Here is a 12,269-nt window from a genome sequence, read left to right as displayed (position 1 = left end):
AGAAGTGAAACGCCGTAGCGCCGATGGTAGTGTGGGGTCTCCCCATGCGAGAGTAGGGAACTGCCAGGCATCAAATTAAGCAAAAGGCTCAGTCGAAAGACTGGGCCTTTTGTTTTTGTCTGTTTCTGCCGGATGGCGGCTCCGCCTTATCCGGCCTACAGGAATTATCCCGCCTACGAAGCTGGTGCTCTTGTAGAACCGACAAGAGTACAACCCACCCAATCGTTAACGATGAACTATCCTTTACACGTGCTTATATAAGCAGTGAGGATTTTCATTGGCTATCAAACCTTTTAACTACCAGCAGGACTTTTCCAGCATTGACTTCCGCCAGCAGCCTGAATTGTATCAGGTTGGACGAGGCGAGCAGGGGGTGCTACTGGTTGAACCCTACAAAAGCGAAATTCTTCCTTTCTGGCGCTATAAAGATGAAGCATCGGCGATGAAATCCGCAGAACAGATCTACCAGTTGTTCGAAGCTTACCGGCAGCAGGATGATTTCGTTGGTATGGACATGGCGCGTAAATTTATTCAGATGGGATACACCCGCGCCAGGCGATACGCTAACTATAAAGGCGGTAAAAAGTATGCAGAAGACGGCAGCCTGAATACACGGGGTAATGATCCTATTAAGGCCGCGGCGGCAACGGTTTTCAAAGGTTGGTGGGATAAAATTCGTCAGGACGAAGACTATCTGAAACGGAAACGCCAGCATCAGGCACGGTGGGGATAAAAATTAGCAAACAAATAATTAACACTTTATTTACTTTTTGGTCTCGCGTAATCTGAATCTCCAAAATAAAAGGCCGATTAAGCCTGGCAACGAGGAGAACAGTATGGCAGAAATTATTCAGCGTATAGATAGAAACAACGCTGAGGCTCCGAAGATGCGGCGACGCATATGGGCTATCGTGGGTGCCTCTTCCGGAAACTTAGTGGAATGGTTTGATTTCTACGTCTACTCTTTCTGCTCGCTCTATTTTGCACATATCTTCTTTCCTTCTGGTAATACCACCACTCAGCTTTTGCAAACGGCAGGCGTCTTTGCCGCCGGTTTTTTAATGCGGCCTATCGGTGGTTGGCTGTTTGGACGCATTGCCGATCGACGCGGGCGCAAAGCCTCAATGTTGATTTCGGTGTGCATGATGTGCATGGGGTCGCTGGTGATTGCCTGCTTACCTGGTTACGATACCATCGGCACTTGGGCACCGGCGCTGCTACTTATTGCAAGGTTATTTCAGGGGCTCTCGGTAGGGGGAGAGTATGGGACCAGCGCGACATATATGAGTGAAGTTGCGCTTGAAGGTCGTAAGGGATTTTTCGCCTCGTTTCAGTATGTTACGCTTATCGGTGGCCAACTACTGGCATTGCTGGTCGTTGTGATTTTGCAGCAGGTTCTGGAAGATGCTGAGCTTCGTGCCTGGGGATGGCGTATTCCCTTTGCGCTGGGCGCCGTGCTGGCGGTTGTGGCGTTATGGCTACGTCGCCAGCTGGATGAAACCTCGAAGCATGAGACTCGCGCATTAAAAGAAGCCGGTTCGTTGAAAGGTTTGTGGCGTAATCGCAAAGCCTTTTTGATGGTGCTTGGTTTCACCGCGGCAGGCTCGCTGTGCTTTTATACTTTCACCACCTATATGCAGAAATATCTGGTAAATACAGCAGGTATGCATGCCAATGTCGCCAGCGGCATTATGACGGTCGCGCTGTGTGTTTTCATGTTGGTACAGCCGTTATTCGGCGCGTTATCCGATAAGATTGGCAGGCGCACTTCTATGCTATGTTTTGGCGCGCTCGCGACGCTTTTCACCGTTCCAATTCTCTCCGCGTTGCAGAATGTGACGTCGCCTTATGCCGCATTTGCTTTAGTGATGTGCGCGCTATTGATTGTGAGTTTCTATACCTCGATTAGCGGGATCCTGAAAGCGGAGATGTTTCCGGCGCAGGTTCGCGCCCTGGGCGTCGGTTTATCTTACGCGGTAGCAAATGCGTTATTTGGCGGCTCTGCGGAATATGTCGCGCTGTCGCTAAAATCTGTCGGTATGGAGAGTTCGTTCTTCTGGTATGTTACCGCGATGGCCGTTCTGGCTTTCCTGGTTTCGTTGATGTTGCACCGTAAAGGAAAGGGCTTACGCCTTTAGTATCGCGCCATTTGCCAGATAGCGTAACCGGTTGTCGCGCCAGCGACATCCCAGACAAAATCTTTCCAGCTCCAGCCGCTGCCTTCCGGGCGGCTGTCCCAGAGTTCTTTTGAGGCTCCGAGACTCAAAGAAAACATCAGCCCTATCGCTGCGCTGCGATCAGGGCTTACTCCCTGATGGCGCGCATACTCATTACCGGCTGCCGATAGCATCGCTGATGCCATAAAATGTTGGGCTTTATCCCGACCGCTCCAGTGGTCGTTAGCCAGATGGCTGCACCCGGAGAGAAACAACACCGCAAAAGGAATCAACACGCGCACCAGTTCACTCCTAAGAGAAAACCCCGTACAGGACGGGGCTTCGATTACAGGATACGGCTAATTAATCTGTCGATGCGGATCCGGCGCAGGCGGCGAATCAATTTACGCACTTTTATCGGATAGTCGGCAATGCTCTGCAGGTCACGATAATGTTTTACGATGGTTGTGTGCGTTCGGATAAGTTCCAGCTCTTTTTCCCGCTGAGGGGCAAGCTCCTGCTTAGGGTCGTGGATCAGAATGGCGTTTTCCAGATCCAGACGCCAGGCGCGAGGATTCAGGTTGTTGCCGGTGAGTAGCATCCATTTATCATCTACCCACATCCCTTTCAAATGATAGGTATTGTCGTCATCTTTCCACAGACGCACCACAAGCTGATCGGTATTGACGTAATACTGTAAACGGCTCAGGAAGCGGCGCAGGTTAATCTCATAGAGATAGGGCAGCGCGCCAATGATCTTGAACGGTTCATCTTCCGGAATGTAAAAATCATTCGCGGTTTTATCGCCAACAATGATTTCGACTTTCTTTCCGTCGCGCAGTAGCTGAATAATGTTCCGTACCAGTACCGCTGGTAGATTGAAGTAAGGGGTACAAATGGTGAGCTTATGCTCCGCACAGGGCATGAGATGGAAAATGGTTTTGTTCAGCAGACTGGATTTTCCAAGCCCGACCAGCGGCGTAACGGAGAGCTGCTCGTCATTAGCGTCACCCTGAAAATGATATGACGCATCACGCAGCTCCTGACGGTATAAGCGGATATCGTTTTTAATCTCCGGGCTTTTCGGCCGCTGGGTATTATCCAGACGATTCACACCACGGCCATTCATCAGATTTTGCGTCACCCAGTCAAACATGATGTCTGCCATTTGCCGATTGCGAATCAGCTGGTAGCGATCGTAACGATATTTGTCATGCTGATGGAGATAGACATCGTTCAGGCTGGCGCCGCTGTACAGGACGCTATCATCAATGATAAAGCCTTTAAAATGCAGTACGCCAAGCGCTTCTCGCGTATTAATCGGTACGCCGTAAACCGGGACATCAATGCCGGGGTTTTCCTGCGCCAGTCGGCAATACCAGTCTGCATTGGTATTCGAGGCCGCTGCGCCAATGCGCCCGCGTTGCGCGCGATGCCAGTCGACCAGCACCCTCACGTCCAGTTCAGGACGCTGCCGTTTAGCCGCATAGAGCGCGTCGAGTATACCTTTACCCCCATCGTCCTGTTCCAGATACAGGGCAACGATACAAATACGCTGCGTCGCGCTGGCGATTTTCTCCAGCAGTGTCTCCCGAAAAGTAGCAGGAGTATAAAAGAAATCTACATCATCAACTGACTGAGAAATCTTAGGGAGTTGGGCAAGGTGTTGTTGATGTTTATTACGCTTAAATTTTGACAACATCACAGTGCATTTCTTCTCTGTTCATTGAAGGGTCCTCTGTGCTATGCAGACGACATAAGCGAGCAATAATAACATCAGTACCCGTTAAAGTGGTCAACATTTCCAGTACATTACTCACGATTCATCACATTTGGCCAGATTCAGCGTCAATCCCACGATGCCCTCTTCGAGCTGAATATCGACCTGAAATCCCAGTTTTCTGGCCAGCGCGACCATGCCGCGATTGTTCGGCATCGTAATACCGTTCAGCCGCTTCAATCCGTGATCGCGAGTATAGGCAATCAATTTCTCCATTAAACGGCGTCCTAAACCCAACCCTTTGAGATCTGAACGCACCAATACGGCAAACTCGGCATCTACGTTGTCAGGATCGGAGATCGCGCGCGTTACGCCGAGGATCTCTTCAGCGTTGTCCATCCGCCTCACGGCCACAAAGGCCATTTCTCGATCGTAGTCGATCTGCGTCATGTTGGCTAAATCTTCATGGGTGAATTCGTTGATCTCGCTGAAATAACGGTAGTAAAGATCCTCTTTGGTGACCTGTGCGATGAATTGTCGCAGTTGGGGCTCATCTTCCGGCAGGATAGGACGGAACAGGCAGCGATCGCCATTTTTCATCTCCACCCACTCTTCAAGCTGGTGGGGATAGGGGCGTACCGCAAGTCGACTTTCGTTATCGCCATCAAACGGGGCAATATCCAGCGTCACATCCAGCGCGGTAAACTCACTGGCGGAAGCCAGCAACGGATGGATATCCAGACGCTGAATTTCCGGGCAATCGACAATCAGGTTTGAAACCTGGACCAGCAACTGGCTTAAACCGACAATATCCAGCGGACGCAGCGCGCTACGGGCGCGAATTTTCCGCTGTTTAATGCCCTGAATCACCAGATAGCGCGCCAGATTCATGTTGAGCGGCGGCAGCGCGACGACCGCCTGCTCTTCCGGACGCCACTCTACGCCGCCTTCACCCAACATAATCAAAGGACCAAATACCGGATCGTGCTCGACCACCACACGAAGCTCCTGCGCGCCGGCGCGGTTAGCCATGCTTTGTACCAGCAAACCGTGAATCCGCGCCTGCGGCCAGGCCATCTTTACACGATCGAAAATGGCGTTCGCGGCCTGTTGTACCTCGCTTGCGGTTCGCAGGTAAAGCATGACCCCCTGAACTTCAGATTTATGCGGAATGTCGGGCGAGCGTAGCTTGAGAGCTACCGGATAGCCTATCTGTTCGGCGATATGCACCGCTTCAGCGCTGTCGCTGGCAATCCAGGTTGGGAGCGTATGCAGCCCATAGGCGTGTAAAATCGGCTGTACTTCATGGGTATCCAGTGAGGTGGCGCCTTCCGCAATCGCCCGCTGTAACAGATTATGCGCCTCAGCGGTATTGGACGTCAGGTTACTCGGCAACGCTGGCGTTTCCCGCAGTTGCTTCTGGTTACGCCGGTATTCCACCATATGCATAAACGCGGTAATCGTGCCTTCCGGTGTGCGGTAGGTTGGTAAGCCGGCTTCGCTGAATAGCCGTCTTGCTTCCTGAGACGAGAACTCGCCGCACCAGTTTGTCAGCAGCGTAACAAACTTGCCTCTGGGGTGGCGCTTAATCGTCTCGATCAGGGCATGGGCGCTTTCCGTACCCGGCGCGGCAGCGCTGGGAGAGTGGATAACCATAAGCGCGTCAAAATCCTGACTGGCGAGCAGGATATCCAGCGTTTTGACGTAATGTTCGCTGCTGGCGTCATCACACAGATCCAGCGGATTGGCAATATCAATGTGCGCGGGAAGCGACTGCCGTAGTTGCAGGCAGGTCTCTTCGCTCAACGTCGCCAGCTTGCCGTTACGCGACCACAACTCATCTAACGCCAGCGCGGCAGGCGCGGCGCCATTGCTGATGATCATCAGTCTATCGCCGCGTAGCGGACGCATATGGCTCAGTGTTTCGACGGCGGAAAAAAGCTCGTGCGTATCCTGGACTCGCAGCAGGCCTGCGCGCTGGATGGCCGCATCCCACGCAGGGTCCATTCCCGCGCTGGTATTAAGTAAACGCTGGGCTGCCGGGCTTCGGCCGCTTTTAATCACCAGAATCGGTTTGTTACGTGAAGCGCTACGGGCGGCGGAAACAAAACGGCGGGCGTCGCTTAACTGTTCCAGATAGAGCAAAATTGCGCTGGTCTTGCTATCGCGCGCCAGATAGTCCAGTAGTTCATCGACATCAATATCCAGGCTATCGCCCAGCGCGATAAAGTAGGAAAAGCCCATTTCACGCTGTTGCGCCCAGTCAAGAATAGTATTGGAAACGGCGGCAGACTGGGAAATAAAAGCGAGCTTGCCCTGTTTAATCGGGACGGGAGAAAAGCTGGCATTCAGCCCTTGCCACGGCGCGAGGAGCCCAAGACTGTTTGGACCCAGCAGACGCATTTTATAATGCCGGGCACAGGCAAGAAGTTCTTCATGTTGCGACGTGGGAGCAGAAAGGATAATGCACGTTTTACACCCTTTCGCGCCAAGCGCGTCCAGTAACGCCAGGTTACGGCTGGCGTTAGTGCATAAAATAGCCAGATCGGGGGTGAAAGGAAGACTGGCGATATCCGGCCAGGCCATGACGCCTAAAACGGCTTTCCAGGCGGGCGTCACGGGAAGGACGGGGCCATTGAATCCGCCCGCCAACAAGTTACGCATCATCAGGTAACCCGCGCGGTGGGGCTTCATTGAGGCGCCAATCACCGCGATCGATTTTGGTCGCAGTAGCGCTTCTAGTCCTTGCTGGCTCATACCGGTTTCCCTTACACAGAAGTGACCGGATAATTTTAAACGCTTTCGCTATTTTATGCTGTGACGTTTCCCGGATGTTGCGTTTTTCCTGCCAGATAGCGCGTTTTAAAACGGGTAAAATGTTCACCTAAACTGGTTGCCGCCTCGGTATCTCCCGCCAGATCTAACAACGCTATGGCGACTTCGGCGGTACAATATTGCCCTTCGGCATGGATTTCACGCAGACGATAAGCTGAAAGACGCGATAAATCGACGGAAATGACCGGCAGATGATCCAGATAAGGGCTTTTACGAAACATTTTACGTGCTTCGGGCCAGGTGCCGTCCAGCATAATAAACAGCGGCGGTTTCCCGGCGGGCGGGGTGGAAATGACCTCGCGCGCTTCGCCGGCGTAGGACGCAGGAAAGACCACTATCGGTTGATAATCCGGATGCTGTACCAGCTCCAGCAACGCCTGCGGCGGCTCGGTACGCGACCACTGAAACGCCGCGGTATCCGGCAAAATATCGGCTATCAGCCGGCCGGTATTGCTGGGTTTCATCGGTTCAGTGTCAAACATGACCAGACAAAAACGGCTTTTCGCCTGAGAAGGCGTTAACGTATCACACAGGCAAGATTTTAGCGGCAGCAGGCAGCGTTGACAGCGGCGAACCCGATTGCCTCTGGCAAGAAAAGGGCGTGTAGCGCGCGCAAGCCGTTCGGCGCGTAACTGAAGGACAGCGTTATTGGTCATAGAAAGCGTTTGCGGAGAAAAACGCTATTGTGGCAGAGGTGAAAACGGGGCACAAGATGCGCCCCGTGGCGTTTACAGCGCTTCGTTCAGCCAGCTGTCGAAAGGCGCTTTAGGCACTGCGCCATTAAGCATATCGACCACCTGTCCATGTTTAAAAATCATAATCGTCGGGATGCTGCGGATACCGAAACGGGCGCTGAGTTCCCGTTCCGCCTCGGTATTTACTTTGACGAAACGGACTTTACCGCTGCGCTCTTCTGCGACATCCTCGAAGATTGGCGCAAAGTTACGGCAAGGGCCGCACCAGGGTGCCCAAAAGTCGATCACCACTGGAAGATCGTCCTTCAACAGTTTGTCCAGCGTTTCGCCGGTCGCATTAATGACTTCTCCGTCAAACAACTCATGACCGCAGCGTCCACATTTTGCCGCGTCCTGAAGCCGATCGTCGGGGATGCGGTTAATGGCCTGACAATGGGTACAAACGGTGTTCATAGCTAACCTCTGGATACGTCGGAAGACGTCCCGCTACGCGCGGGATGTTTCTATAATGTTACATATTATCGAGGAGTCTGTGCTAAACAACAATGTGTTTTATTCAATGAGTACAATAGTCGCAAGCTTTTAAACGAAATCATGGCTAACCGGATGCACATCGGGTAATCTTCGCGCTTCGCGCAGCGCTGGTGGAGAAAAGCATGAACGATGAATTAAAAAACAAAAGCGGCAAAGTCAAAGTGATGTATGTCCGTAGTGATGATGACTCTGATAAACGCACCCATAACCCGCGTACCGGGAAAGGGGGAGGCCGCCCAGCAAAGTCTCGCACTGACGGTGGACGTCGCCCCGCCCGTGATGAGCGAAATAATCAGAGCCGTGACCGTAAACATGAAACTTCGCCGTGGCGCACCGTGTCCCGCGCGCCAGGCGATGAAACGCCTGAGAAAGTCGATCATGGTGGTATTAGCGGTAAAAGTTTTATCGACCCTGAAGTTTTGCGTCGCCAGCGTGCGGAAGAGACACGCGTCTACGGCGAAAATGCCTGCCAGGCGCTATTCCAGAGCCGTCCTGACGCCATCGTGCGCGCATGGTTTATCCAAAGCGTGACCCCGCGTTTTAAAGAGGCGCTGCGCTGGATGGCGGCGAATCGTAAAGCCTACCATGTGGTGGATGAAGCCGAACTGGCAAAAGCTTCCGGGACTGAGCACCACGGTGGCGTGTGTTTCCTGATTAAAAAGCGTAACGGTACGACCGTTAAGCAATGGGTAAAGCAGGCGGCGGATCAAGACTGCGTGCTGGCGTTGGAAGATGTCGCTAACCCGCATAATCTGGGCGGCATGATGCGTAGCTGCGCGCACTTCGGCGTGAAAGGCGTGGTGGTACAGGATGCGGCGTTGCTGGAGTCCGGCGCGGCGATTCGTACTGCGGAAGGCGGGGCGGAGCATGTCCAGCCGATCACTGGTGAAAGCATTGTTGACGTACTGGATGATTTTCGTCAGGCGGGGTACACCGTGGTGACGACGTCCAGCGATCGCGGTCAGGCGCTCTTTAGTACGACCCTGCCGGAAAAGATGGTGCTGGTCTTAGGCCGTGAATATGACTACCTGCCGGAAGCGGCGCGCGAACCCGACGATCTGTGCGTGAAAATTAACGGCACGGGGAACGTGGAAAGCCTGAATGTGTCGGTTGCGACAGGCGTGCTGCTCGCCGAGTGGTGGCGACAGAATAAAGCGTAAGGGCTGCAGCCCGGTGACGCAACGCGCGCCGGGCCGATTATGTACTTCCTACCGCCCGGTCAGACAAGGCGCTTTCGCGCCGTTATCCGGGCGATAAAACGGCGAGTCGCCAACGTTATTCACTCTCAGCCGGTAATACTGGCGTCCAGTCGATAGTTTTCTCGCCGTGTTGTTCCAGCCATTGGTTCGTTAGCGCAAAATGGTTACAGCCAAAAAATCCGCGGTGCGCAGAGAGTGGCGAGGGATGCGGAGCTTTCAGAATATGGTGGCGTTGTGGATCAATAATCGCGCCTTTCTTCTGGGCGTGCGAGCCCCACAGCAGGAAGACAACCCCTTCGCGGTGTTGGTTAATCAGGCTTATCACTTTATCCGTAAAGGTTTCCCACCCCAGGCTGGCATGAGAATGCGCCTGGCCTGCCCGTACCGTGAGCACCGTATTCAGTAACAGTACGCCCTGGCGTGCCCAGCTTTCCAGATAACCGTGCGCGGGGCGAACAAAGCCGGGAATGGAGGCTTCCAGCTCTTTGTACATATTCACTAATGACGGCGGGGGAGCGATCCCAGGACGCACGGAAAACGCCAGACCATGTGCCTGGCCGGGGCCGTGGTAAGGATCTTGTCCCAGGATCACCACCTTAACGTCGCCCAGTTCCGTGAAGCGAAAGGCATTAAACACATCTTTTTGCGGCGGGTAGACCGTGATACCCGACTGACGCTCGCCAGCAACAGTGTGAAGCGTATTGATAAAGTAAGGTTGCTGTTTCTCATCAGCCAGCACATCGTGCCAGGTTAACTCAGTCGCCATCTCGCTCTCCTGCGAATTTCCAGTTCCCTTAGCTTAACTGCTTCTTTCTGCAGTGCAAAATCCTGCGTGCTACAAAAACGGTTACCTACAAAAGATAGTTGAAAATTTATGTAAAAAGTTTATAGGTCTGAATGGTGTAAGTTGATGTAAAACAATAAATTCCCTTCATCACCCTTTTTATGGTGTGGTTTTTATTGATTTAAATCAAAGAATGAAGGGTGATCGAAGGGTATATATACACTCAAGCAACAATGGTTTTACCAATTGGCCGGGATTAGGCCGACCGAAATCAAATAATTTTGCCTGGGGAGGCATCACATGATTACAGGTATCCAGATTACTAAAGCCGCTAACGACGACCTGCTGAATTCCTTCTGGCTGCTGGACAGCGAAAAAGGCGAAGCGCGCTGCATCGTTGCAAAATCCGGCTTTGCTGAAGATGAAGTTGTGGCTGTCAGCAAACTGGGCGAGATTGAATACCGTGAAATTCCGATGGAAGTTAAACCGGAAGTACGCGTTGAAGGCGGTCAGCATCTGAACGTTAACGTTCTGCGTCGTGAAACTCTGGAAGATGCGGTTAAGCATCCGGAAAAATACCCGCAGCTGACTATTCGTGTTTCTGGTTATGCGGTGCGTTTTAACTCCCTGACGCCGGAACAGCAGCGCGACGTTATCGCTCGTACCTTTACCGAAAGCCTGTAAGGCTTATCCGGTAATAACAAGCGGAAGAGGCCGGGCCTTTTCCGCTTTTGTTTTATTTGGGTCAGTAAAAAATCCGCACCGCGCAGTACACCAGCAGTAACGCCAGAATGATATTTAACTGGCGACCATAATGGCGAAACGCCCGCTGAAACAGATGTCCCGCCAGCGCCCAACACACATTACCGAACGTGCCGATCAATGCCAGCAATATACTGACGCCGATGACCCAGTTCAGCGCCTGCGTTTGCGGTAAAACAAATGTAGACAGAGCGGTAATGCCGTACAGAATAATTTTGACGTTCACAAACTGCAGGCCAAAGCTTACCCAAAAGCCAACCGGTTTTGGTCTGACATTCTCATCCACCGCTGGACTGGTAGCAATTTTCCACGCCAGCCACAGGATATACGCAGCCCCCACCCAACTGAGTAAATGAATGATTGCCGGATCGATAACCGCAAGGGAAAACGCGATCCCGGCGCACAGCAGCATGACGACCAAAAATCCCAGACTCATACCTGCCAGTACACGAATACTCTGCCGAAAACCATGTGCAGTTGCTGCGCTAAGCGCGAGAATATTGTTAGGGCCGGGGGTAAGGGCGGTGATTAATGTATAAGTCCAGAAAGCGCTTAAAAGCATCGGTGTCACTTGTCATCTCCTCTGTTTTAGCAGACAGTACCCGATATGAAATATTTAAAAAAATGAATGTTTTTTAATTCTTAATTCGAGATTTTCGATAGGTTGGTGGTTATGGATCTGCGTCGGTTTATTACGCTGAAAACGGTAGTGGAAGAGGGCTCGTTTCTGCGGGCTTCGCAAAAGCTGTGCTGCACTCAGTCGACAGTAACTTTTCATATTCAACAGCTTGAACGTGAGTTTTCCCTGCAACTGTTCGAGAAAATAGGGCGCCGAATGTGCCTGACCACTGAGGGGAAAAAGCTGATGCCGCATATCCATGAACTGACGCGTGTGATGGAGTTGATTCGTGAAGCCGCAAGGCAGGATGCGGAACCCGGCGGAGAGCTGCGCGTGGCGACAGGTGAAACCTTACTGGCGTACAAAATGCCGCAGGTTCTACAACGTTTTAAGCTGCGAGCGCCGAATGTCAAATTGTCGCTACAGTCGCTGAATTGCTATGTGATACGTGATGCGTTGCTGAATGACGAAGTCGATCTGGGCGTTTTTTATCGCGTAGGTAATGATGACGCGCTCACGATGCAACAATTGGGGGAGCAGTCGCTGGCGCTGGTGGCCTCTCCACTGCTACAGGATGCTGATTTTACGCAGCCAGATCAGCATATCCCCTGTAGCTTCATCATCAATGAACCGCAATGTGTCTTCCGCCAGCTATTTGAAAGTACGCTACGGCAGAGGCGGATTACGCTGGAAAACACCATTGAACTGTGGAGTATTGAAAGCATTAAACAGTGTGTGGCTGCTAACCTGGGCATCAGCTTTTTACCACGTTTTGCCGTTGAACGAGAACTTAGTACCGGTCAGTTGAAAGAGCTGCCGTTTGGCGCGCCGTCGCTATCGATCATGGCGCTGTGCGCCCATCATGCCGGGAAAGCGGTCAGCCCGGCAATGCAGATATTTATGCAGTGTATGGAGGCGTGTTTTACCGTGGAAGATAAAAAAATGCCGGGTTAACGAACCCGGCA

Annotated in this window: 12 protein-coding genes; 5 read left to right on the top strand and 7 right to left on the bottom strand. The window is 52.4% G+C overall.

Annotated features, from left to right (window positions below):
• The first annotated feature begins 277 nt into the window (after positions 1 to 277).
• Both ACLJZ5_RS17270 and ACLJZ5_RS17265 read left to right on the top strand, forming a co-directional pair.
• The gene (locus ACLJZ5_RS17270) at positions 278 to 733 is read left to right on the top strand and encodes a DUF4385 domain-containing protein (protein WP_000985653.1); all 456 of its coding nucleotides are present in this window, start codon (positions 278 to 280) and stop codon (positions 731 to 733) included.
• Between the two features lie 103 nt (positions 734 to 836).
• Complete coding sequence (locus ACLJZ5_RS17265) at positions 837 to 2,138, top strand: MFS transporter (RefSeq protein WP_024798061.1); 1,302 nt, start codon at positions 837 to 839, stop codon at positions 2,136 to 2,138.
• Here the strand turns inward: ACLJZ5_RS17265 and ACLJZ5_RS17260 are convergent.
• The 5 genes from ACLJZ5_RS17260 to trxC all read right to left on the bottom strand — a co-directional run bounded on the left by ACLJZ5_RS17260 (position 2,135) and on the right by trxC (position 7,859).
• Complete coding sequence (locus ACLJZ5_RS17260; RefSeq protein ID WP_023138101.1) at positions 2,135 to 2,458, bottom strand: YfiM family lipoprotein; 324 nt, start codon at positions 2,456 to 2,458, stop codon at positions 2,135 to 2,137. The genes ACLJZ5_RS17265 and ACLJZ5_RS17260 overlap by 4 nt on opposite strands.
• Positions 2,459 to 2,502: 44 nt before the next feature.
• Positions 2,503 to 3,858, bottom strand: coding sequence for a CDP-diacylglycerol--serine O-phosphatidyltransferase (gene pssA, locus ACLJZ5_RS17255; RefSeq protein ID WP_000949286.1), 1,356 nt, complete (start codon positions 3,856 to 3,858; stop codon positions 2,503 to 2,505).
• A 114-nt stretch (positions 3,859 to 3,972) separates the two neighbouring features.
• Positions 3,973 to 6,633, bottom strand: coding sequence for a protein lysine acetyltransferase (gene pat / locus ACLJZ5_RS17250; RefSeq protein ID WP_024798060.1), 2,661 nt, complete (start codon positions 6,631 to 6,633; stop codon positions 3,973 to 3,975).
• Between the two features lie 53 nt (positions 6,634 to 6,686).
• A complete protein-coding gene (tapT, locus tag ACLJZ5_RS17245) occupies positions 6,687 to 7,367 on the bottom strand; it encodes a tRNA-uridine aminocarboxypropyltransferase (RefSeq protein ID WP_000183642.1) in 681 nt (226 codons plus the stop codon).
• Between the two features lie 72 nt (positions 7,368 to 7,439).
• Positions 7,440 to 7,859, bottom strand: coding sequence for a thioredoxin TrxC (gene trxC, locus ACLJZ5_RS17240; protein ID WP_001098732.1), 420 nt, complete (start codon positions 7,857 to 7,859; stop codon positions 7,440 to 7,442).
• Positions 7,860 to 8,062: 203 nt separating this feature from the next.
• Between trxC and ACLJZ5_RS17235 the strand changes: the two genes are divergently transcribed.
• A complete protein-coding gene (locus tag ACLJZ5_RS17235) occupies positions 8,063 to 9,100 on the top strand; it encodes a tRNA/rRNA methyltransferase (RefSeq protein ID WP_000997368.1) in 1,038 nt (345 codons plus the stop codon).
• A gap of 115 nt (positions 9,101 to 9,215) precedes the next feature.
• On the opposite strand, the gene ung is transcribed toward ACLJZ5_RS17235, so the two are convergent.
• Positions 9,216 to 9,905, bottom strand: a complete 690-nt coding sequence (gene ung, locus ACLJZ5_RS17230; protein ID WP_000179978.1) for a uracil-DNA glycosylase — start codon at positions 9,903 to 9,905, stop codon at positions 9,216 to 9,218.
• 318 nt (positions 9,906 to 10,223) lie between these two features.
• On the opposite strand from ung, the gene grcA reads away from it, so the two are divergent.
• A complete protein-coding gene (gene grcA, locus ACLJZ5_RS17225) occupies positions 10,224 to 10,607 on the top strand; it encodes an autonomous glycyl radical cofactor GrcA (RefSeq protein WP_000627811.1) in 384 nt (127 codons plus the stop codon).
• Positions 10,608 to 10,668: 61 nt separating this feature from the next.
• On the opposite strand, the gene eamB is transcribed toward grcA, so the two are convergent.
• Positions 10,669 to 11,256 (bottom strand): cysteine/O-acetylserine transporter, encoded by a 588-nt coding sequence (gene eamB / locus ACLJZ5_RS17220; protein WP_023205557.1) that lies wholly within the window; start codon positions 11,254 to 11,256, stop codon positions 10,669 to 10,671.
• 102 nt (positions 11,257 to 11,358) lie between these two features.
• On the opposite strand from eamB, the gene ACLJZ5_RS17215 reads away from it, so the two are divergent.
• Entirely contained in the window at positions 11,359 to 12,258 is a 900-nt protein-coding gene (locus ACLJZ5_RS17215; protein WP_001625993.1) for a LysR family transcriptional regulator, read from the top strand.
• The last annotated feature ends 11 nt before the right edge of the window (positions 12,259 to 12,269 follow it).

This window comes from Salmonella sp. 5800 (assembly GCF_046558195.1).
In the GTDB taxonomy this organism is placed as follows: Bacteria; Pseudomonadota; Gammaproteobacteria; order Enterobacterales; family Enterobacteriaceae; genus Salmonella; species Salmonella enterica.
Note: the sequence above shows the minus strand (reverse complement) of the source record. Positions and strands in the feature narration are given on the sequence as shown.